The organism is Catellatospora chokoriensis, assembly GCF_011297315.1.
Classification (GTDB): domain Bacteria; phylum Actinomycetota; class Actinomycetes; order Mycobacteriales; family Micromonosporaceae; genus Catellatospora; species Catellatospora citrea.
In genome coordinates this window covers 407,476-427,806 of sequence record NZ_JAAOTI010000004.1, presented here as the reverse complement: position 1 = coordinate 427,806, position 20,331 = coordinate 407,476, and the positions used below count along the sequence as shown (strand labels likewise).

The window sequence follows — 20,331 nt, the reverse complement described above, 5'->3', positions numbered from 1 at the left end:
CCCGACGGCGCGTCGTGCCCTACACCTCAGGGCGGGTGAAGCGTCAGCGCAGGTGCGGACGCCTATTCGATCACTGGAACAGTTTGTCGATGAGGTTGCCGAAGAAGCCCTGGCGCTGGGCCGGGACCTCGGGCCCGGCGACGTTCGACACGTCCGCCGTCGACTGGTCCTCCTGCGCCGGGCCGTCCAGGTCGACGTCGGCCAGCAGCTCCTCCAGCGCCCGCGCGGTGGGCCGGGCGGCGGGGTCGTTGTCCATACCCTGGCGCAGGATCGCGCACAGCGCGGCGGGCACCTCGGGCAGGTCCGGCACCGGCTGGGCGAACATCTCGATCAGGGTGAGCAGGCCGGGCGGGTGGTCGCGTTCCCAGCGCGGCGGTGCGCCGCGCAGCAGGGCGTACAGGGTGGCGCAGAGCGCGTACACGTCGCCGGGCGGCGCCGGCTCGGCGCGGCGGAACGCCTCCGGCGGCGCGTACGCCGGGGTCATCACGTCGAGGGTGATGTCGGGGTCGCGGATCTCGGCGAGGATGGCCAGCCCGAAGTCGGCCAGCGCGGGCTCGCCGAAGTGGCTGATCAGGATGTTGGCCGGCTTCACGTCGCGGTGCACCACGCCGCGCTCGTGCGCGTCGGCCAGCGCGTCGGCGATCTTCACGCCGAGGTCGCGCACCTCGTGCGGGCGCAGCGGCATGCGGTCCTGGTACGAGCCCGCGTACAACTCCATGATCAGGTAGGGGTGGTTGTCCGCGGTCACCCCCGCGTCGAACAGGTCGGCCACGTGCGGGTGGCCGGACATCTTGCCCGCGGCCCGCGCCTCGCGCAGAAAACGCGACCGGTCCCGGTCGCTGTCGATGGTGCGGTTCTCCACCTTGACCGCGACCTCACGCCCGACCGACCCCTGCACGGCACGGAAGATGGTCGCGTAGCCGCCGATGGCGAGCAGCGACAGATCCGTGAGTCCGGGGATCTCCGGGAAGGCGGGCGTGTGCTTCACGGGCTAGACGGTAGCGCCTCGCCCCGACGTGACGGCACCCCATGTCGCCAATGCAACGGCGCGCTCGCTCGTCTGCTGGGTCCCGTCCGCCAGGGCCCGGGCCCGCTCGGCCGCGACCAGCGCCTCTTCGTGCCGCCCGGCCGAGGCCAGCACCCGGGCGTACACCGCGGCGGAGCGCACCAGGCTGCGCACGTCCACCGCGGGCAGCGCCTCGGCCAGCTCGGCGGCGGCCAGCGCCTCCTCGATCTGCCCGGCGGCGAGCAGCGCTTCGGCGTACAGGGCGACGCCCTGGCGGCGGGAGTAGAGCATGGACGGCGCGTGCGGCGCGGCCGCCACGGGCGTCAGCAGCCGGATCGCCATCGCGGTGTCGCCCGCGGCGAGCCGGGCCGCGCCCAGCAGCGCCCGCGGGCCCACCCGCGCCGGGTCGAGCACGCCGTACGGCGACACCATGGTCAGCACCGAGCGGGCGTCCAGCTCGGCGGCCTCGAAGTCGCCCCGGTCCAGCGCCACGAAGCCGCGGACCGTGCCGGCCATGCCCACCAGCAGCGGGTGGCCTACCTTCTCGCCCTCCTCCAGCGCCTCGCCGAGCAGGTCCTCGGCGTGGCCGTACTCCCCCAGCCCGCGCGCCACGACACCGCGGGCGACCAGCGCGAAGCCGCGCCCCCACACGTCCTTGGCGGCGGCGAAGTCGCGGTAGGCGCGCCGCGCCTCCCGGTCGGCCTCGCCCAGCTCGCCCAGCTCCGCGGCGGCGAACGCGGCGACCGCGCGCAGCGTGCCGACCGCCCAGGCCTCGCCGACCCGCTCCCCGAACGGCAGGAACACGTGCGCCAGGCGCAGCGCCTCGTTGAGCCGGCCCGACAGCAGCCGGGCGAACGCGGTGGTGCCGCGCAGCCAGGCCCGGCCCACCGGGTCCTTGGCCTCGGCGAACAGCCTTGCCGCGCGGGCCAGCGCCGCGTCCGCGCCGGCGAAGTCGCCGCGGGTGGTGGTCACCCAGGCCAGGTTCTGCAGCGACCAGGCCTGCGACTTGCGGTCGCCCGCGGTGACCGCGATCTGGTACGCCCCGGCGAACCGGCTGGACGCGTCGCCCAGCCGCCCGCCCAGGAAGTCGGCCATGCCCAGCCGGCGCATCGCCTCGGCCTGCTCGCCGGGCAGCTCGGCGTCGGTGGCCGTGGTCAGCGCCTCGGACCAGAGCCGGTACGCGTGGTGCGGGTCGCCCTGCGCGACCTGTGCCCGGCCCGCCAGCAGCAGCGCCCCGGCCCGGGTGCGCGGGGAGTCGGTGGCGTCGGCGACCAGCTTCTCGGCGTCGTGCAGCGCCTCGGCGATCCGGCCGTACTGCAGCAGCGAGCGCGCGTGCACCAGCCGGTCGGGCAGCGGCAGCGCGCCCGGGACCAGCCGCGCGGCGCGCTCGCCGTAGCCGACGGCCTCGGCGGGTTCGCCGGACTGCCCCGCCCGGCGCGCGGCCCGGCCGAGCGCGGCCACGCCCAGCGGCGCGACCTGGCGGGCGGGCACGTCCGGGCGCAGCCGCACGGCGTCGGCCAGGCGGGTGGCGCGTTCGGCGTGCTCGGCCACGAAGGCGTCGCGCATGGCCTCGTTCACCCCGGTCAGGCCCGGCACGGTGCGACCCGAGGAGACCTGCACCGGCGGCTCGCCCGGGGCGGCCCACCGGGCCAGGAAGGCGTGCCGGTCGGCGAGGTCGGCCTTGCCGACGCCGCCGTACGCGGCCTCGCGCAGCAGCGGGGTGGCGAAGGCGAACCCGCCCCGCACCCGGCGCAGCATGCGGCGCTGCAGCAGCTCGTCGACGGCCCGTTCCAGCTCGACGGCGACCACCGCGGCGGGGCGGCCGTCCCGGCCGGAACGGCGTTCGCGCAGCGCCTCCAGCGCGCCGGTCGGCACGGTGTCGCCGACCACGGCCGCGTCGCGCAGCACCGCGCGCGCCTCGGTGGGCAGCGCGTCGATGCGGGCTGCGAGCACCGCGGCCAGGTCCCGGGACAGCAGCTGGTTGCCCAGCGAGCCGGGGGTGAGCCGCCACTGCGCGCCCGCCTTGGTCAGCGCGCCGCGCTCCATCAGCAGCGTGGTCAGCTCCGCCAGGTAGAACGGGTTGCCCTGGGCGGTGGTCAGCAGCCGGTCCTCGTCGGCCTGCGGCAGCCGGCCGCCCTTGAGGTATGCGGTGAGCAGCCGGGCCGCGTCCGCGCCGCGCAGCGGCGGCAGCGTGTTGGCCTCGGCGTCGGCGACCCGGGTCAGCTGTCCCGCCCGGCGCACCAGCTCTGGGCGGCCCAGCAGGATCACCAGCACCGGACCGGTCAGCTCCTCCAGCGCGAAGCCGAGCGCGTCGAGGGTCTCCGGGGTGCCGTCGTGCAGGTCGTCCACGATCACGACCAGCGGCGACTCGGTGGCCAGCGCGTCCAGCAGCCGGGCCACGGCGACCGCGAGCGTGGCCGTCTCCCGGCCGGGCTGCTCGGGGTCGTCCCCGGACAGTCCGTGCCACTGCGCCAGCTCGTTCGGGTCGGCATAGCCGAGCAGCGACAGCAGGGCGTCGACGTCCACGCTGACCGGCTTGCCGGGTTCGCTGCGCTGGGTCAGCCGGGTGGTCAGCCGGCGCAGCCGCTCCTCGGCGACCTGCCGGGTGACCGCCGTGGCGGCGTCGGCGGGCAGGCCGATGGCCAGTCTGACCAGGTCGGACAGCGGCGCGAGGCGGCGGCGCTCGCCGTACGCGGCGCACCGCACCGGCAGCACCCGCGCCTGGGTACGTGCCGCGAAGCGGCCCGCGCTGACCTCGTATCCGTTGGCGAAGCGCTCCACCTCGGTGGCGAACCGGGTCTTGCCGATGCCCGCCTCGGCGGTGAACACCAGCACCCGCGGCTCGTCGCGGTCCACGACCTCGGCCAGCCGGCCGGCGACCCGGCCCAGCTCGGGCTCGCGGCCCACGAACGGGCCCTCCTCGCCCAGCCCGGCCCGGCTGCCCCGCGCGTCGTGCAGGCCCAGCAGCTCGTACGTCTCGACGGGTTCGCGCTTGCCCTTCAGCCGCAGCGGCCGCAGGTTGCGCCAGCCCGCCACGGAACCGGTCGCCGCGACCGTGCGCGCCCCGGCGTAGACCGCGCCCACGGCGGCCGCGTCGGCCAGCCGGGCGGCGGTGTTCACGGTGTCGCCGATGACCGTGTACTCCAGCCCGGCCTGCACGCCCGCGACCACCGGCCCGGTGTTCAGGCCGAGCCGCAGGCCGGTCGGGGCACCGCCGCCGCGCTCGTCGTCGAGCACCCGGCGCACCGCGCGCTGCATCGACAGCGCGGCCCGCACGGCCCGCTCGGCGTCGTCCTCGTGCGCCACCGGGGCCCCGAACACGGCCATGATGCCGTCGCCGGTCAGCTTGTCCACGTGCCCGCCGAACGTCTTCACCGCGCCGGCCAGGGCGGAAAGCACCCGATCGGTGACCGCGCCGACCCGCTCCGGGTCCAGCTCCTCCGACCACGAGGTGAAGTCGGAGAGGTCGCCGAAGAGCACGGTGACGACGCGGCGCTCGGTGGCGGGCAGCGTCGCCGCCGCGGGCAGGGCCGCCCCGCAGTGGTGGCAGAAGCGGGCGGCGGGCACCGGCACGGTGCCGCAGACAGGACACGTCATGACGGCTTCACAGCTCGCTCAACGTCGCGAGGTATGCCAGTTGTGCCCGCACGGTCCACTCGGCCGCGAACCGGATCCCCGGCTCGACGTCGGCGTACACGATGTTCACCACATCCTCGGGGGTGCGGGCGCCCTGCTTGAGCGCCGCACGCACCTGGTCGAGGCGCTCCAGCCGGTGGGCGCGCAGCCAGGCCGCGGCCACCGCGCAGTTCGGCAGCACCGGACCGTGCCCGGGCAGTCCCGGCACGGGGTAGCCGGTCAGCGTGTCCAGGCTGGCCAGGTATGCCCCGACGTCGCCGTCGGGCCAGGCGACCACGCTGCTGCCGCGGCCGAGGACGGTGTCGCCGGTGAACACGACTCGCGTTCCGTCGCGTTCCGCGAGGAAACATACCGAATCGGCGGTATGCCCCGGAGTGTCCAGAACGGTCAGCCAGTCCGGCGCTTCGCCGACGCTCGCGCCGGTCATCGCGGCCAGGGTGGCCACGCCCTCCACGTGGTCGTGGTGGCCGTGCGTGACCAGGATGCGGCGCACCGGACCGGCCGCGACGATCGCGTCGAGATGGGCCCGGTCATCCGGACCCGGGTCGATGACGGTGCCGTCGTCCAGCAGCCAGGTGTTCGTGCCGTCGAGGGTCATCGGGCCGGGGTTGGGTGCCCGCAGCCAGGTCACCCACGCCGGGAGGAGCTCCGAGGTCAGCCGCGCCGTCATGTCGAGAACTCTACTTAGCCCGGGACGGCGCGCCCTCTCCCGCGGTGATCGGATTTCGGCACACCCACCGCCGCACCGGCCCCGGCGGGCCACGCCAAGCCCGTGTCACATGAACGTCGGCCTATCCAGATGACGAATTCGCGATCGAACTCATCCGGATAGGCCGACGTCTATTGAACTGCGGGGCGGCGGACCCGGGTCAGCCGCGGACCTCGGCGATCAGCTCGACCTCGACCGGGGAGCCCAGCGGCAGCTCACCCACGCCGACGGCGCTGCGAGCGTGCTTGCCCGCCTCGCCGAGGACCGCGCCGAACAGCTCGGACGCGCCGTTGATGACGCCGGGCTGACCGGTGAAGCCGGGGGCGGAGGCCACGAAACCCACCACCTTGACGATCCGGACGACCTTGTCCAGGCCGACCAGCCACTCAAGTGCGGCCAGTCCGTTCAGGGCACACCGGGCGGCCAGGTCCTTCGCCTGCTCGGCGGTGATCTCGGCGCCCACCTTGCCGGTGGCCAGCAGCTTGCCGTCGGCCATGGGCAGCTGGCCGGAGACGTACACGTGGTTGCCGGATCGCACCGCGGGCACGTACGCCGCCACGGGCGGGACCAGCTCGGGCAGCTTCAGCCCCAGCTCAGCAAGCTTTTCGTACGGGTCAGACATCTTTGTCTCCTTCACCGCGGGATCCGCGGGGTTGTGCTCAGGCGGACTTCGGCCGCTTCAGGTAGGCCACCAGCTGCTCGGGGTTGGGGCCGGGCACGACCTGGACCAGCTCCCAGCCGTCGGCGCCCCAGTTGTCGAGGATCTGCTTGGTCGCGTGGACCAGCAGAGGCACGGTGACGTACTCCCACTTCGTCATGGGCATAACCTAACGTGCCGGGAAGATCGGCCTGGTCGATCCCTGCTGCGACAGGGTGCGAGGTGCGGTTAAGCTGAGCCGCCGCGGGGGCAGCTGAGTGTCGCGGCCTTGTGACGAAGACCAGGGGAGATCGCATGACCCAGCCGCACGACGAACAGCAGCCGACCGCGCCGCAACCGACGCAACCCGCGTACCCGCCGCCGGCCGACCCGTTCGCGTCGGCGACGGTGACGCCGCCGACGACGCCGCAGCCCGCCGTGCCGCTGCCGCCCGAGGCGGAGCCGACCCCGGCCCAGCCGACCCCGGCCACGCCGACTCCCGCCACGCTGCCGATCGCGGAGGACGCGCCCGCCTCGCCGGTGTCCGGCGCCCCTGCCCCGGTCTCGGCCACGCCCGCGCCGGCCTTCCCCACCCCGCCGCCGACCGCGGCGTACCCGACCGTGCCGCAGCCCGGCTACCCGGTCTCCGGCCAGCCCGCGTACCCGACTTCCGGCCAGCCCGCGTACCCCGCGCAGCCCGGTTACCCGACCTCGGGCCAGCCCGCGTACCCGGTCTCGGGCCAGCCCGGATACCCGGTGTCCGGCCAGCCCGCCTACCCGGGCATGACCTACCCGGGCGCGCCCGGTGTGCCCGGCGCACCGGTCAAGAAGAGCAAGGCTCCGCTGATCATCGGCATCGTGCTCGGCCTGCTCCTGCTGCTGTGCGGCGGCGGCATCGGCGCGTACGTGCTGCTGACCCGCAACACCGAGGGCACCGGCGCGACGTCGGCCAAGGACGCCACGCAGAGCTTCCTCACGGCCGTCTACAAGAGCGGCGGCAACGCCGCGGCCGCCGAGAAGCTCGTCTGCGGTGAAGCGCGCGACCGCAAGGAGATCGAGGCGAAGATCGCCGAGATCAAGTCCCAGACGGCGCAGCTCAAGGGCCCGAACTTCACCTGGGAGAGCCCGAAGATCTCCGGCGAGACGGCGACCCAGGCGACCGCCGAGGTCACCATCAAGCTGGTCACCAGCGACGAGAAGATGTCCGAGCAGAAGCTCACATTGACCCTCGTCAAGCACGAAGGCTGGTTCGTCTGCGAGGTGAAGTAGCCACCTGGCACCATCGAGGGGTGCTGAACGACGGTAGTGACGGGCCGGCCCGGCGCAGTGCACATGACACTGCCTGGCCGGCCCGTCTGCATGTGGTGACCGGCAAGGGCGGGGTCGGCAAGACCACCGTCGCCGCCTCGCTGGCGTTCGCGCTGGCCGCGGGCGGGCAGCGCACGCTGCTGGTGGAGGTCGAGGGGCGGCAGGGCCTGGCTCAGCTGTTCGAGCTGGAGCCGCTGCCGTACGCCGAGCGCCGGCTCGGCGAGGTCGGCGTGGACGTGCGGCTGCTCGCCGTCGACCCCGAGGAGGCGCTGCTGGAATACCTGGAGCTGTTCTACCGGATGGGCGCGGCCGGGCGGGCGCTGCGCAAGCTCGGCGCGATCGACTTCGCCACCACGGTCGCCCCCGGCCTGCGCGACATCCTGCTCACCGGCAAGGTGAAGGAGGCCACCACCCGCACCGACGACAGCGGCCGGCGGGTGTATCGGTCGGTGGTGCTCGACGCGCCGCCCACCGGCCGGATCGGGCGCTTCCTCAACGTCACCGCGGAGGCCGCGAAGCTGGCCAAGCTCGGCCCGATCAAGTCGCAGAGCGAGGGTGTCGCCGCGCTGCTGCGCTCGCCGATGACCTCGGTGCACCTGGTCACCCTGCTGGAGGAGATGCCGGTGCAGGAGACCGCCGACGCGCTGCGCGAGCTGACCGCGCTCAACATCAGCGTCGGGCGGATCATCGTGAACTGCGCCCGCCCGCCGCTGCTCGGCGACGGCAGCAGGCTGTCCCAGGCGGAGCTCAAGCGCGGGCTGAGCGCGGTGGGGCTGCCGGTCGACCGGCGTACGGTGACCGCCCTGCTCGACGAGGCGCGCGACCACCAGGCGCGGCGCGCGCTGGAGGAGGAACTGCGCGGCGAGCTGGCGACGCTGGGCCGGCCCGTGGTCGAGCTGCCGCTGCTGCCGGACGGGGTGGATCTGGCCGGTGTGCAGCACCTTGCCGGACTGTTGCGCTCCGCCCCTTAGGCTGAGCACATGCTCGACGTGGACGCCCTGCTGGCAGATCCCGGCGTACGCATCGTGGTCTGCTGCGGTTCGGGCGGGGTCGGCAAGACGACCACCGCCGCGGCCCTGGCAGTGCGAGCCGCCGAGGAGCACGGCCGTCGCACCGTCGTGCTGACCATCGACCCGGCCCGGCGGCTGGCCCAGTCACTCGGCCTCACCGAGCTGGACAACACCCCGCGGCCCGTGGAGGGCCTGGCCGGGGACGGCGACCTGCACGCGATGATGCTGGACATGAAGCGCACCTTCGACGAGGTGGTGCTCAGCCACACCGCGCCCGAGCGGGCGAAGGAGATCTTCGCGAACCCCTTCTACCAGGCCATGAGCTCGACGTTCTCCGGCACGCAGGAGTACATGGCGATGGAGAAGCTGAGCCAGCTGCGGGCCACCGACCGGTGGGACCTCATCGTGGTGGACACCCCGCCGTCCCGGTCGGCGCTGGACTTCCTGGACGCGCCCGCCCGGCTGGGGCGCTTCCTGGACGGCAAGATGCTGCGCCTGCTGATGGTGCCCGCGCGGGCCGGCGGCAGGAGCATGTTCAACCTGGTCACCGCCTCGTTCGGGGTGTTCTCCAAGGCGGTGCAGAAGATCCTCGGCGCGCAGCTGCTGACCGACCTGTCCGGATTCGTATCGGCGCTGGACTCCACGTTCGGCGGGTTCCGGGAGCGCGCCGACCGCACCTACCGGGTGCTGCAGGATCCGCAGACCGCGTTCCTGGTGGTGGCCGCGCCCGAGCCGGACGCCGTACGGGAGGCCACCTACTTCGCGCAGCGGCTCGGCGCGGAGCGCATGCCGCTGGCCGGGCTGGTGCTCAACCGGGTGCACCGGTCCGAGCTGCCGGAGCTGTCGGCGGCCGACAGCGCGGAGGCGGCCGAGAAGCTGTCCGCCGAGCACGCCGAGCACGCGCTCACAGCCCAGGCGCTGCAGGTGCACGCGCTGCTGATGCGGCAGGTGGCCCGGGAGACCGAGGTGTCGACCGGCTTCACCGACGAGTTCCCGCAGGTGCCGGTCGCGTACGTGCCGGCCCAGCCGACCGACGTGCACGACCTGGTCGGCCTGCGGGCCATCGGCGCGGCCCTGGCCACCCGGGCCGAATGACCGGAGGGCCGTTCCCGCCGATCAGGCGAAAACGGCCCTTCGATAATAAGATGGGTGATATCAGTCAGACACGGACCAGCTCGCGGCGGTCCTGCTCCTGCATGGCGACCTCGAAGGCGCGCTTCCAGCTGGCCACGTGCGGGTGCCGGCGCAGCAGTGCGCGGCGCTCCCGCTCGGTCATGCCGCCCCAGACGCCGAACTCGATGCGATTGTCGAGTGCGTCCGCCAGGCACTCGTACCGTACCGGGCACCCGCGACAGACTCTCTTGGCGACGTTCTGCTCCGCGCCCTGAACGAACAGCGCGTCCGGATCTCCGTTCCGGCACGCCGCGAGACTGGGCCAATCGTTGACCATGCCCATGTGTCCACGTCCCCCCTGACGTTCCCCTCACCGCTCGCGACTTGCCCGGCCCGCCCGACCCGAGGGTCGCTTGAGCAGGGCACATCCCCCCGATGGTTCCCCCGAACCGACGCGAACGGTGTGCGTTACTCGCCCGCCCATCATGCTCCGTAGTCAGACGATTACGCAACGTTGTCAGCCAAAATGGCGGAAAAAGGTCTTTAACTGCGCTGAGCCAGTACCTGAGCAGCGAGTACGCGCGCCGGAGGGTGACCTCCGCCCGCGGGCCGGGACGGGGGTCCGGCGGCCCGCGGCGGAGCGTCGTTTTGCGAGTAACGGGGCGGCCACGACGTCCGGGGGGACATCTCGTGACCGTGGCAACGCAACCACACGCCAGGGGTCGTGCGTCTTGGACAACGAACACATGCCCGGAACGGTTGCGGGCGACGGGGGCGTCACTGCGGCACGCCCTGTCCACGCAGCCTGACCCGGTATGGTGCGGCACGCGACGCCGAATTCTGCTCACGTAACCTGAGGCGGTGACCCTGATGCGAAAGCGCGACCACAACATACTGGCCAACGCCGCATCGCTGTTGATTTGCGGCCTGCTTGCCGGCGTGGTGGTGGCTGCGGCCGCATTCCCCGCGGTGGCACTGTCCGGACTGGCCGCCAAGGCGGGCGGTGAAGCCTTCGGCCAGCTCCCCGACGAGCTGGTCGTCAAGCGCTCCCCCCAGATCAGCTACGTCTACGCCAACGACGGCAAGACGCTCATCGCGACGATGTACGACGAGAACCGGCGCGACCTTCCGCTGGACGAGATGCCCAAGATCGTCCAGCAGGCCATCCTCGCCGCCGAGGACCAGAAGTTCTACGAGCACAACGGCGTCGACGTGATGGGCATCGCCCGCGCCTTCGTGGCCAACAAGCAGGCCGGCGACGTGCAGCAGGGCGCGTCGACGCTGACCATGCAGTTCGTCCGGCTGTCCATCTCCTACTCGGCCGACACCGCGCAGGAGGTCGTCGACGCGACCGAGGACACCAGCAAGCGCAAGGTCCGCGAGATGCGCTACGCGATGGCCATCGAGCAGCGGATGACCAAGGGGCAGATCCTCGAGGGCTACCTCAACACCGCATACTTCGGCAACCGGGCATACGGCATCTACGCCGCGGCGCAGGTCTACTTCGGCAAGGAGCCGAAGACGCTGACCGCCGCCGAGGCCGCGTTCCTGGCCGCGCTGGTGAAGTTCCCCGGCACCTTCAGTGTCGAGGACGGCTCCGGCGAGAAGGACGCCGTGGACCGGCGCAACTACGTGCTGGGCGAGATGGTGCAGACCGGCGCGCTCACCGAGCAGCAGGCCACGCTGGCCAAGGCCGAGCCGCTGAAGATCGTCGGCAAGATCACCCCGAACGGCTGCGTGCAGGCCACCAAGAGCACCTGGGGCTTCTTCTGCGACTACTTCCAGCGCTGGTGGAACGACCAGGAGGTGTTCGGCGCCACCGCGTACGACCGCGAGCGCTCGCTGAAGTCGGGCGGCTTCCGCATCGTCACCTCGCTCGACCCGGTCGCCCAGGACGCGGCGGACAAGAACATCCGGGCCCAGATCTCGGTCAACAACGACAAGGCGCTGATGCTGGCCGCCGTCGAGCCCGGCTCCGGCAAGGTCCGGGCGCTGGCCGTCAACCGCAACTTCAAGCTCGACGACAAGAACAACCCGAAGAACAAGCTCAACTCCGACCCGGCCAAGAAGCGCCGGGGCCTGCTCGGCACCTACCCGAACACCACCAACCCGCTGATGACCGGCGGTGACGGGTTCACCGGCTACCAGGCGGGTTCCGCGTTCAAGCTCTTCAGCCTGGTCGCCGCATTGGAGAAGGGCTATCCGCTCGACTTCACGATGGCGACCAAGAAACAGTTCATCACCAGGTTCCCGATCAGCGGCCCCAACGCCAACTGCGGCGGCTTCTACTGCGCCAGCGGCCAGGGCGGCGGGGTGCACAACATGTGGACCGCCTTCGGCAAGTCGGTCAACACCTTCTTCGTGCCGCTGGCGATCCTGGCCGGCGTCCAGAACACGGTGAACGTCGCCAAGAAGATGGGCATCACGTTCCACGACGAGCCCGGCACCACCCAGGACGACCTGGGCTACTCCAACAACGCCAGCCAGTGGGGCGCCTTCACGCTGGGCGTCTCCGCGACCACCCCGCTGGAGCTGGCCAACGCGTACGCCACGGTCGTCGCCGACGGCGTCTACTGCGAGCCCACCCCGGTGCAGTCGATCACCGACATCAAGGGCAACGAGCTCTCCGTCGCCGAGAAGCGCTGCAAGCAGGTCATGACCCCGGACGTGGCACGCGCGGCCGTCGACGCCGGCCGCTGCCCGGGCGGCGACAACTCCGCCTACCGCGAGTGCCACGGCGGGACCAACAACGACTCCCGCGGCATCGTCGGCAAGCCGATCACCGGCAAGTCCGGCACCACCGACAACAGCGCGTCGGCGACGCTGACCCTGTCCACCAAGCAGCTCACCATCTCCGGCTTCCTCACCAACCCCGACTGGGCCCACGACTCGGGCATGCAGCACGGCGTGGTCAACCCGGCGGTGCAGAAGACGCTCCGCGATTTCATGAAGGGCAAGCCGGCGATCCAGTTCACCAAGCCCAGCTTCAAGATCGCATATGGCGACCAGGTCTCCATCCCGAACGTCGAATGCAAGACGATCGACGAGGCCAAGGCGATCCTGAAGGGCAAGGGCTTCGACGTCGAGGTGGCGCCCGAGCAGACCGACTCCAAGTGCCCCAAGGGCACCGCGGCCGGCACCAGCCCGGACGGCAAGACCATCAAAAAGGGCATGGTCCAGATCGAGGTCAGCAACGGCAAGAGCGCCCCGAATCCAGGCACCGGTCCCGGCAACGGCCCGGGCCAGCCCCCGCCGCCACGGAACTGACAGACACAGCGAGGCCCCGTCCGCACACCGCGGACGGGGCCTCGCCCGTCTGTGCGCCCGCTCCCGCGGGCCGCAGGACCGCGCTAGGCGGCCAGCTGGCGGCGTACCTCCGCGGAGACCTTGCCGCCCTCGGCGCGGCCGGCCACCGCGGCCTGCACGGCCTTCATCGCCGGGCCCATCGCCCCCATCCCGCTGAAACCACCCGCGGCCAGCGTCTGCGACACCAGCTGCGCGATCTCCTCGTCAGTGAGCTGCTTCGGCAGGTACCGGGCCAGCACCTCCTCCTCGGCCCGCTCCTTCGCGGCCTGCTCGGCGCGGCCCGCGTCGGCGAACGCCGTCTCGGCCTCCCGGCGCTTCTTCGCCTCCTTGGCGAGCACCGCGAGCACCTCCTCGTCGTTCAGCTCACGCTTGGCCTTCCCGGCGACCTCGGCGACGCCGACAGCCGCCAGCGCCATCCGCAGCGTGCCGGTCACCACCTCGTCGCGCGCCTTCATGGCCGAGCGCATGTCCTCGGTCAGGCGCTCCTTCAGGGTGCCCATACCCACCTCTCCGTGCTCCGCACATCCGACGGCACTGTGTTGCCCTCGGGCGATGAAACTACTCTTAGCCTCATGGGTCCGCTCGGGAAAATCGTGTTGGGCGCCGCCGTCGTCGGCGCGGGCGCGCTGGCATACGGCACGCTGATCGAACGCAACTGGTTCACGCTGCGCCGCTACGACGTGCCGCTGCTCGCCCCGGAGGCCGAGCCGCTGCGCGTGCTGCACCTGTCCGACCTGCACCTCACCCCGAAGCAGCTGCGCAAGCAGCGCTGGGTGCGCGAACTGGCCGGCCTCGACCCCGACCTGGTCGTGGTGACCGGCGACAACATGGCCCACCCGGACGCGGTGCCCGGCGTGCTCGCCGCGTACGAGCCGCTGCTGGAGCTGCCCGGCGCCTTCGTCTTCGGCTCGAACGACTACAGCGGCCCCGTGCTGAAGAGCCCCTTCGGCTACTTCCGCGAGGACCGCGAGTACGAGCACGGCGTGGAACTGCCCTTCGAGGACCTGCGTGCGGCCTTCCTCGACGCCGGCTGGGTAGACCTCAACAACAACCGCGCCACGCTCAAGGCCGGCGGCCGCGTCGTCGACCTGGCCGGGGTCGACGACCCCCACATCGACCTCGACGCCTACCCCGCCGGTCCGGCCGACCCGGCGGCCGCGGTGCGCATCGCCCTCAGCCACGCCCCGGAGCCCCGGATCCTCGACGCGTTCGCCGCCGACGGCTTCGAGCTGCTGCTGGCCGGCCACACCCACGGCGGCCAGGTGCGGGTGCCGGGCATCGGGGCGCTGGTCACCAACTGCGGGCTGGACCGCAAACTGGCCCGCGGGCTGCACCGCTGGGACCGCGCCTGGCTGCACGTCTCCGCGGGTCTGGGCACCCACCCGACCGCTCCCGTGCGCTTCGCCTGCCGCCCGGAGGCGACCCTGCTGACGCTCATCCCACGCTGAGGGGGATACCCGTTTTGGCGACGGGAACCGGGTCAGCTAGTATTTCGGAGCACCGCTTCGGGGTATAGCGCAGCTTGGTAGCGCGCTTCGTTCGGGACGAAGAGGCCGTCGGTTCAAATCCGGCTACCCCGACCGAAAGAAGGCCCAGGTCAGAGAAATCTGATCTGGGCCTTCGGTGTATCTAGGGCCTAGATCACCCAGCAGTAGGCAGCGCGGAGGCAGCGAAGGACCGCAGGACCCTGCTGTCTCGGTCGCGCGACGGGTGCACATACCGATCGAGAGTCGTGGACGTCTGCTCGTGCCCGAGGACGGCCGCCACGTCGTTGATCGGTACACCATCGGAGACGAGCCATGTCGCGTACGAGTGACGTAGGTCATGGAAGCGGAGCGCCTCCGGCAGACCGGCCCGCCTCAGTGACGGCTTCCACACACGGGCGCGGAACGTGCCCCGCTTCAGCGCCTCACCCGTTCTGGCCACGAAGACCAGGCCGTCACTCCCGACCGGGTAGTCCCGCAGGTGCAGGGTCAGCAGTTCCTTGGCGAATGGCGGCAGCGGCACCGACCGCCGACCGGCCCGCGACTTCGGGTAGGGCTTGAGGCTGACGTGGCCGGAGATCTCCTCGGCCACCCGAATCACACGCACCACCCCCGCCACAAGGTCGAGCGCGTCGGTTCGCAGCCCAGCGCACTCGCCCCAGCGCAGCCCGGTTCCGCCGGCAAGGGCGATGAGCGCCCGGTAGCGATCAGGCGTTGCCGGAAGAAGCTTCGCCGTGAGTTCGTCCAGGCTGAGGGTCAGATCGTCGGTGTCCTTCCGTCGTCGCGCGGGCAGCCGGACGCCCTCGCACGGGTTGAACCCGATCAGCCTGTCCCGGACCGCCGAGCGCAGCACACCCGAGGTCAGACGCAGACACTCCGCGATGCTGGCTGGGGCCAGCCGCTCCCCCAGCTCTGTGATCCACGCCTGCACGTCGGAGTGCTCGACGCGGGCCAGAGGCAGCGCGCCCCAGCGCGGCACCACGTGGTTACGCATGATCGAGGCGTCACGGGCAGCTGTCGCCCGCTCGTCGTTACGGCCGCTCAGCCACTTGTCCGCGTAGTCGGCGAAGCGCAGCTTCCCCGCAGACGGCGAGACGTAGGTGCCACGGTTCACGGCCGCCTCTACCTCAGCGAGGAAGGCCGACGCCTCCTTCTTCGTCCGGAACGTCTTGGAGCGCTGGCTACCTGCGGGGTCGCGCCAGAACGCCTTGTGCTTGCCGCCGGGCGTCTTTCGGATGAAGCTCACCGACGACCTCCGCTCTGGCCGCGATCACGGGTTGCCGAAACAGCGTCGGGCTCATCGCCCTGGTCCTCGCCGTCGAGCCAGGCGTGAAAGCGCTTCTTGGGGATGACCCAGCGCCCGCCGAGCTTGCGCGCGGGGACCGTGCCGTCCCGGACGAGTTCGTACGCCCCGCCGAGCGCGAGGCCGAGCAGGTCGGCGACCTCGGCGACGGTGTAGACCTCGGGGGCAAGGCGTCTTCTGAACTGCGACGGGACGGCGCTAGGACGGCCGGGGACGATCATGGGGACGGTGCGGACTGGTCGTGCTGCGGCGGTAGTCACGCTTCCTCCACGAGATCAAGCACCTTGGCGGTGACGAGGTAGACCCGTCCGCCGAGACGGCGGGAGGGCAGTTCGCCGCTGCTGGCGGCGCGGTATGCGGCGGAGCGGGAGATGCCCAGCAGCTTTGCGGCAGCGGTGACGTCCAGGAGCAGGGGCAAGGTTGCGCGGTCGGTGCGGTTCACGGTGCGGTCCTCCAGTCAGGCGGCCAGGGCGAGGGCTGTGGGCGGCAGTGCGGTGTTGCGTGCGTGTTCGAGTTCGGTGTGCCAGCGTCGGCGTTCGGAGATGGCGCGCATGAGCCGGACGGCGAGGCTGGAGACGTCGGGGTCTTCGGGCCGGGCCAGCTCGAACGAGTAGCGGTTGGTGTCCTCGGCCGGGGTCGTCTCGTCGTCGGCGAGTGCGCCGGCGAGGACGGTGCGGACCCAGGCGCGGTTGTCGGCGCGGTGGTCGGCCAGGGTCTTGCCCGACCACTGGCGGGAGACGAGGACCCGGCGTCCGGTGAACCCGAGCGTGGTCCGCTGATGCACCTTGCCCGAGCAGCGGCCCGGCACCAGACCCGGCTTGGCGGCGTCCGGCTGGACACCGTAAAGCAGCCAGTTCGCGCACGTCGGGGAGCACGGCAGCACGGCCAGTTCGGCGTGGAGGCGGTCGAAGTGGGCCTGTTGCGGGTCGGTGCGCGGGTGGGTGTTGTCGACCAGGTCTTTGGTCAGGTACTTGGTCACGTACCGGATGGCCCGCTCGGCGTCCTTGGTGCCGTGCTCGATCCCGCGCGCGTCGACCCGCCCGAGACGGATCACATCGGCCGGGGTCGCGTGCTCGTCGTCCAGGGCGTCAAGGGCGGCTTGCCAGCTTGTGAGCGGCTGGCCGGTGGCGGGGTCGCAGTAGCCGCCGACGTCGGCGCTCCAGGTGGGGACCTTGCCGCCGACGTCGTAGACAGGCGCGTCGAAGTGGTGCCACCACACCTGGTGGTAGGTCGCGACGGCGACCTGTCGCATCAGCGCACGCGGCACTGTCCCCCGCACTGCGAAGTGGGCGTGCGGGGCGAAGCGCTTCTGCAGCTCGACAGCGCCCGCGTACTGCACGTTCCAGCCAGCGGCCCGGCGCAGGTTCTGCCAGAACCGGTCCAGCACCTTCGCGAAGTGGATCGCATCCAGCGCAGCACGGCGGTAGTCGTAGCTGGCCGGGTCCACGGGGGTGCCGATCAGCGGGTCGAACTCGGCGTGCAGCCGACCGCACTCACACGGGGCCACCCAGCTACCGCGACGCCGCGCCGAGTGCACCGGACCGTGCGACCCGAGCGTCAGGGTCAGCAGAGTCGACGGGCGGTGAGCCTTGCCGTCCTTACCGCGGTAGACCCTGCCAACCGTCTTGGCCTGCACCGGCAGCTTCGGCAGGTCGACCGCATCAGCACGGCGGCGGGTCGAACGGACCCGCTTGGGGGCCGCGTCAGCGTCGGGGACCAGGGTGCCCCGGATCCGGCACTCCGACAGCTGGGCGTCGATGTCGGCCACGGCAGAGTCGATGTCGGCGACCTGCGCTGCCCGCTCCACCGGGGACAGCTGCTCGTAGGCCAGGGCGGCGCGGTCGAACTCCAGATGCGCCCGCGTGGTCACCAACGCCACCACGTCATCGGCCGGGGCCTCGACCGGCACGGTCGGCTCGTCTTCGAGGTGCCAGCCCTCGCGGATCTGCTGACGGCGCAGCTTGCGGGCACGCTCGGCGCAGGGCTTGCACTTGGACGCCAGCCGGGCACCGCACGGGACGTCGATGACCTCGGTCCGCCCGGTTTCCAGGTCGGTGCGCCGGATGGCCAGGGGGCGGACGCAGACGCCGTTGTGCTCGGCCATGGCGACCAGGACTTCACGGGCGATCGGCATGGCAAGACGGTCGGCGCGCGATCCTGGCCGGACTGACTCGGGATCGCGCGCGACTGGTTCGGTGGGGCTGGTCACCGCAGTTCCCACACGTACATCAGGTCGTCGGCGTCGCTGCCGTAGCAGACCAGCTCCGGACGGCCCACCGGCTTCGGGGCAGGCTGGTTCTTGATGGCCTCGGCCAGCAGCTGCGCGACCCCCGACGACGCCTGCGGGACCTCCATCAGCCCACCCGCGCACGGGCACCCGCCGACCTGGGAGCCGTCGCACTCCGAGCAGACCTGCCACACCGACTGGTCGTGAAGGTCCACGCACTTCTGCGACTGGCACCAGCGGTCACCACACCAGAGGCAGAACTGAGCGAAGTTCAGCCGAACGGGCTTGAGGACAACCCCCGCAGGGGCGGTAGTCTGGGTGTGCATCGTGATCCTCTCCGGAAGGACTCGGTGCGTCGGCCTCGGCGAGTTCCAGCTCACCGGGGCCTTTATTTGTCTGTTTGAACCTCTCTAGAGAAGCTCACCTGTCCCAACCGTAACACAGCTTCTCTAGAGATCTCGCAGAAATCTGTGCCAACCCGTGGGGTTGGTTCCGGTTCACGTCGGGCATCCGTAGCCTGTGCTCTAGAGAGGTTGCTCCCGAGGAAGAGAGCCATGGCCGAAACACCTGACCGTGCCCAGCATCGGTACGAGGAGATCGCGAACGACCTGCGGGCAGCGATCATGCGGGGGGAGTACCGGGAAGGCGACCGTCTTCCGGGCGAAAACACGATCATGCAGCGCTATGCGGTTGCACGGATGACTGCCCGCGACGCGCTGGCTGTGCTTAGGCACGAGGGAATCGCCATGGCGCGACAGGGTGCCGGGGTGTTCGTCACCTCGCGGAAGCGCCTGGTTCGCGACAGCATGGGTCGGTACTCCCGCAAGGCGGTCAGTACCTCGCAGTTCAAGGCCGACACCACGAACGCCGGCCAACAGGCGAACTGGGATCACGAGAGCGCCGAGAAGCCAGCCACCAGCCGTGTCGCCCAGATGTTGGGGGTTGCGCTCGGCGAACCTGTGATGGAGACCGTCTACCGGTTCTTCTCCGATCATCGGCCGGTTCAGCTGTCCTGGTCGTGGGAACCTCTCGCGCTGACGCGGGGGACGCCGATCGAGCTGCCCGAAGATGGGCCTACAACCGGTGTGATCGCCAGGATGGACAGCATCGGCATCCACGTTGATCGAGTGATTGAGAAAGTGACCGCCAGAGCGGCTACGGCGGCCGAGTCGGAGCGCCTTGCCCTGTCCGGCCGTGGTGCCTACGTGATGGTCATTGAGCGCACGCACTATGCCGGTGATCTCGCCGTAGAGGCTTGCGACATCGTGTTTCCCGGTGACCGCTACGAGCTGACGTACACGATCCCGGTTCCGGCTTTGGCCGAGTGATTGCCGAATTGGTCTCTATGGGATCAAGGCGGCGCTGAAGCGCCGCACCGTGGGCGCTCGCCCTTCCCCCCGCGCTCTGCCTGCGGCCCGCGCGGGGGAGGGCGGCGCCCCGCACCGACGCTCTTCCCGCAGATCTCTAGCGACACTCGGAACCCTCGCCAGAGCCTCCCAGGGCTCTTTACGGCCGCTCCAGCGCAGCACCGTTAACCGCTAGATCGCAGCCTGCACATCGGATCAGGGCTAGCACGAGCGCTAGACCTAGCAGTCTCAACTGCTAGAGCTAGCGCCTCCGGCGGGGGCCGCCCCGGCCCCGGGATGGATGAGGGGCCGTCTGCGTCTTACGGTCCGGGGTTGATGGGGTGGGGGCCATCCCGCCCGCCGCCGACCCAGGCGATGCCTACGCGGAACCTGGCTCCCTGGTCAAGGTCGTTCCTCCAGTTGGGGGCTCCACCTTGACCAGGGAGCCAGAACCCGCGTCCACTGCGTGTGGGTCGACGGCGGACGGGATGGCAGGGGAGGTCTGTCGCGATCGATCGTCGCCGGTGGTGCCTTGTGCCGAGATGCCGCGAGGGTTGGTGACAGACGGAGTAGCTTCGGCGAGTCTGCGCAGCGTGCCACGATGTGCCGTGGATTTTGAACTGGAGCCCCCGCACGGGATCGGGCCGCTGCGCCTGGGAACCACTGTTGATGAGGCCCGCTGTGCTCTGGGCGACCTGGGCGAGGTCACTGGATCGGTGCAGACAGGGCTGTGGGTCAGGCGTCCTGGCGGTTTGGCCTTCAGCCCGGGGTTTGGACGCGGGGGACGGTTGAACTCGATAGAGCTGTACCAGCAACACGACATGCTCGACGTCGCGCGCTATCGGGACGTAGACGTCTTTGGGATGACAGCCCTGGAGGTAGTTGAGCGACTTCGCGGACACACACGGGTTGTGGAGGCCGCCGAGCAAGAGGGATGTTTTGTCGCGCCGGATCTCCTGCTGTCGCTGTGGCGGCCGGGCGTTGATCCTGATGACGAGGAGACCCACTACTTCTCAGCTGTGCTACTTGCCAGGCCGGGTTACTACGACACCCCGGCCGAGGCGGCGGCGCGTCAAGCCGCTGGCCTTCCACCGGGATACTGATTGCGTCGCAGGCAGCAGGAAGGCAGCAGCAGGGACTTAGCCGGACCGCCAACGGATAACACCGGAGGGTGCCTGACGCCGGTTACCAAGGCGTTCAGCAACAGCAGAGCGCGGTGACAGAGCCTGATGGGCGCGTTCGGGAC

General features: G+C 71.2%; 18 protein-coding genes, 1 tRNA gene and 1 pseudogene. 8 read left to right on the top strand and 12 right to left on the bottom strand.

Translation table 11 applies throughout. The annotated features are described in order from the left end of the window. Positions 1 to 71: 71 nt before the first annotated feature. From HAV39_RS09190 to sp36, 5 genes and pseudogenes are all read right to left on the bottom strand, one after another. A pseudogene (locus HAV39_RS09190) lies at positions 72 to 988 on the bottom strand (serine/threonine-protein kinase); the annotation flags it as partial. A 3-nt stretch (positions 989 to 991) separates the two neighbouring features. Continuing rightward, positions 992 to 4,603, bottom strand: a complete 3,612-nt coding sequence (locus HAV39_RS09185; protein WP_191838703.1) for an adenylate/guanylate cyclase domain-containing protein — start codon at positions 4,601 to 4,603, stop codon at positions 992 to 994. A gap of 7 nt (positions 4,604 to 4,610) precedes the next feature. Then, entirely contained in the window at positions 4,611 to 5,312 is a 702-nt protein-coding gene (locus tag HAV39_RS09180; protein ID WP_191838702.1) for an MBL fold metallo-hydrolase, read from the bottom strand. 199 nt (positions 5,313 to 5,511) lie between these two features. Further along, positions 5,512 to 5,973 carry a RidA family protein gene (locus HAV39_RS09175; protein ID WP_191838701.1) on the bottom strand — a complete coding sequence of 154 codons (462 nt, stop codon included), beginning with the start codon at positions 5,971 to 5,973 and terminating at the stop codon, positions 5,512 to 5,514. Between the two features lie 37 nt (positions 5,974 to 6,010). Further along, a complete protein-coding gene (sp36, locus tag HAV39_RS09170) occupies positions 6,011 to 6,169 on the bottom strand; it encodes a Sp36 family protein (protein ID WP_120317449.1) in 159 nt (52 codons plus the stop codon). Between the two features lie 134 nt (positions 6,170 to 6,303). Here sp36 and HAV39_RS43230 point away from each other — a divergent pair, with 134 nt between their 5' ends. From HAV39_RS43230 to bagB, 3 genes are read left to right on the top strand one after another with little or no spacing between them, the layout of a single operon-like run. Beyond that, positions 6,304 to 7,257: an Rv0361 family membrane protein gene (locus HAV39_RS43230; RefSeq protein WP_191838700.1), complete on the top strand. Its 954-nt coding sequence runs from the start codon at positions 6,304 to 6,306 to the stop codon at positions 7,255 to 7,257. A gap of 23 nt (positions 7,258 to 7,280) precedes the next feature. Further along, positions 7,281 to 8,267 (top strand): ATPase BagA, encoded by a 987-nt coding sequence (gene bagA / locus HAV39_RS09160; RefSeq protein ID WP_191838759.1) that lies wholly within the window; start codon positions 7,281 to 7,283, stop codon positions 8,265 to 8,267. 9 nt (positions 8,268 to 8,276) lie between these two features. Continuing rightward, entirely contained in the window at positions 8,277 to 9,401 is a 1,125-nt protein-coding gene (bagB, locus tag HAV39_RS09155) for an ArsA family ATPase (protein ID WP_191838699.1), read from the top strand. 64 nt (positions 9,402 to 9,465) lie between these two features. Here bagB and HAV39_RS09150 read toward each other — a convergent pair whose 3' ends face one another. Next, positions 9,466 to 9,762: a WhiB family transcriptional regulator gene (locus tag HAV39_RS09150; RefSeq protein ID WP_120317452.1), complete on the bottom strand. Its 297-nt coding sequence runs from the start codon at positions 9,760 to 9,762 to the stop codon at positions 9,466 to 9,468. Between the two features lie 527 nt (positions 9,763 to 10,289). Here HAV39_RS09150 and HAV39_RS09145 point away from each other — a divergent pair. Beyond that, positions 10,290 to 12,686, top strand: a complete 2,397-nt coding sequence (locus tag HAV39_RS09145) for a transglycosylase domain-containing protein (RefSeq protein WP_191838758.1) — start codon at positions 10,290 to 10,292, stop codon at positions 12,684 to 12,686. 83 nt (positions 12,687 to 12,769) lie between these two features. Here the strand turns inward: HAV39_RS09145 and HAV39_RS09140 are convergent, their stop codons facing one another. Beyond that, positions 12,770 to 13,225 (bottom strand): GatB/YqeY domain-containing protein, encoded by a 456-nt coding sequence (locus tag HAV39_RS09140; protein WP_120317453.1) that lies wholly within the window; start codon positions 13,223 to 13,225, stop codon positions 12,770 to 12,772. 72 nt (positions 13,226 to 13,297) lie between these two features. Between HAV39_RS09140 and HAV39_RS09135 the strand changes: the two genes are divergently transcribed. Then, positions 13,298 to 14,173, top strand: coding sequence for a metallophosphoesterase (locus HAV39_RS09135; RefSeq protein ID WP_120317454.1), 876 nt, complete (start codon positions 13,298 to 13,300; stop codon positions 14,171 to 14,173). Between the two features lie 58 nt (positions 14,174 to 14,231). Further along, positions 14,232 to 14,305 (top strand) — tRNA-Pro (locus HAV39_RS09130). 61 nt (positions 14,306 to 14,366) lie between these two features. On the opposite strand, the gene HAV39_RS09125 is transcribed toward HAV39_RS09130, so the two are convergent. The 5 genes from HAV39_RS09125 to HAV39_RS09105 form a co-directional block, all read right to left on the bottom strand. Next, a complete protein-coding gene (locus HAV39_RS09125; RefSeq protein WP_191838698.1) occupies positions 14,367 to 15,455 on the bottom strand; it encodes a tyrosine-type recombinase/integrase in 1,089 nt (362 codons plus the stop codon). Then, complete coding sequence (locus HAV39_RS09120) at positions 15,452 to 15,772, bottom strand: helix-turn-helix domain-containing protein (RefSeq protein WP_239120997.1); 321 nt, start codon at positions 15,770 to 15,772, stop codon at positions 15,452 to 15,454. Before HAV39_RS09120 ends, HAV39_RS09125 begins: the two co-directional genes overlap by 4 nt. Further along, the gene (locus HAV39_RS09115; protein ID WP_191838697.1) at positions 15,769 to 15,954 is read right to left on the bottom strand and encodes a helix-turn-helix domain-containing protein; all 186 of its coding nucleotides are present in this window, start codon (positions 15,952 to 15,954) and stop codon (positions 15,769 to 15,771) included. The genes HAV39_RS09120 and HAV39_RS09115 overlap by 4 nt, the downstream gene beginning before the upstream one ends. Positions 15,955 to 15,969: 15 nt before the next feature. Next, positions 15,970 to 17,646, bottom strand: coding sequence for a replication initiator (locus HAV39_RS09110; RefSeq protein ID WP_244958765.1), 1,677 nt, complete (start codon positions 17,644 to 17,646; stop codon positions 15,970 to 15,972). 71 nt (positions 17,647 to 17,717) lie between these two features. After that, positions 17,718 to 17,954: a hypothetical protein gene (locus HAV39_RS09105; RefSeq protein WP_191838695.1), complete on the bottom strand. Its 237-nt coding sequence runs from the start codon at positions 17,952 to 17,954 to the stop codon at positions 17,718 to 17,720. A gap of 339 nt (positions 17,955 to 18,293) precedes the next feature. Here HAV39_RS09105 and HAV39_RS09100 point away from each other — a divergent pair, with 339 nt between their 5' ends. Together HAV39_RS09100 and HAV39_RS42180 are read left to right on the top strand one after the other, a co-directional pair. Next, a complete protein-coding gene (locus HAV39_RS09100) occupies positions 18,294 to 19,067 on the top strand; it encodes a GntR family transcriptional regulator (RefSeq protein WP_191838694.1) in 774 nt (257 codons plus the stop codon). An 839-nt stretch (positions 19,068 to 19,906) separates the two neighbouring features. Next, the gene (locus HAV39_RS42180; protein WP_203736681.1) at positions 19,907 to 20,188 is read left to right on the top strand and encodes a hypothetical protein; all 282 of its coding nucleotides are present in this window, start codon (positions 19,907 to 19,909) and stop codon (positions 20,186 to 20,188) included. Positions 20,189 to 20,331: the final 143 nt, after the last annotated feature.

Excerpts from the sequence above, each read along its gene's own strand:
- HAV39_RS09185 (WP_191838703.1), bottom strand. The coding sequence starts at position 4,603 with ATGACGTGTCCTGTCTGCGGCACCGTGCCGGTGCCCGCCGCCCGCTTC.
- HAV39_RS09180 (WP_191838702.1), bottom strand. The coding sequence starts at position 5,312 with ATGACGGCGCGGCTGACCTCGGAGCTCCTCCCGGCGTGGGTGACCTGG.
- HAV39_RS09175 (WP_191838701.1), bottom strand. The coding sequence starts at position 5,973 with ATGTCTGACCCGTACGAAAAGCTTGCTGAGCTGGGGCTGAAGCTGCCC.
- sp36 (WP_120317449.1), bottom strand. The coding sequence starts at position 6,169 with ATGACGAAGTGGGAGTACGTCACCGTGCCTCTGCTGGTCCACGCGACC.
- HAV39_RS43230 (WP_191838700.1), top strand. The coding sequence starts at position 6,304 with ATGACCCAGCCGCACGACGAACAGCAGCCGACCGCGCCGCAACCGACG.
- bagB (WP_191838699.1), top strand. The coding sequence starts at position 8,277 with ATGCTCGACGTGGACGCCCTGCTGGCAGATCCCGGCGTACGCATCGTG.
- HAV39_RS09150 (WP_120317452.1), bottom strand. The coding sequence starts at position 9,762 with ATGGGCATGGTCAACGATTGGCCCAGTCTCGCGGCGTGCCGGAACGGA.
- HAV39_RS09145 (WP_191838758.1), top strand. The coding sequence starts at position 10,290 with ATGCGAAAGCGCGACCACAACATACTGGCCAACGCCGCATCGCTGTTG.
- HAV39_RS09140 (WP_120317453.1), bottom strand. The coding sequence starts at position 13,225 with ATGGGCACCCTGAAGGAGCGCCTGACCGAGGACATGCGCTCGGCCATG.
- HAV39_RS09135 (WP_120317454.1), top strand. The coding sequence starts at position 13,298 with ATGGGTCCGCTCGGGAAAATCGTGTTGGGCGCCGCCGTCGTCGGCGCG.
- HAV39_RS09110 (WP_244958765.1), bottom strand. The coding sequence starts at position 17,646 with ATGCCGATCGCCCGTGAAGTCCTGGTCGCCATGGCCGAGCACAACGGC.
- HAV39_RS09100 (WP_191838694.1), top strand. The coding sequence starts at position 18,294 with ATGGCCGAAACACCTGACCGTGCCCAGCATCGGTACGAGGAGATCGCG.
- HAV39_RS42180 (WP_203736681.1), top strand. The coding sequence starts at position 19,907 with ATGCTCGACGTCGCGCGCTATCGGGACGTAGACGTCTTTGGGATGACA.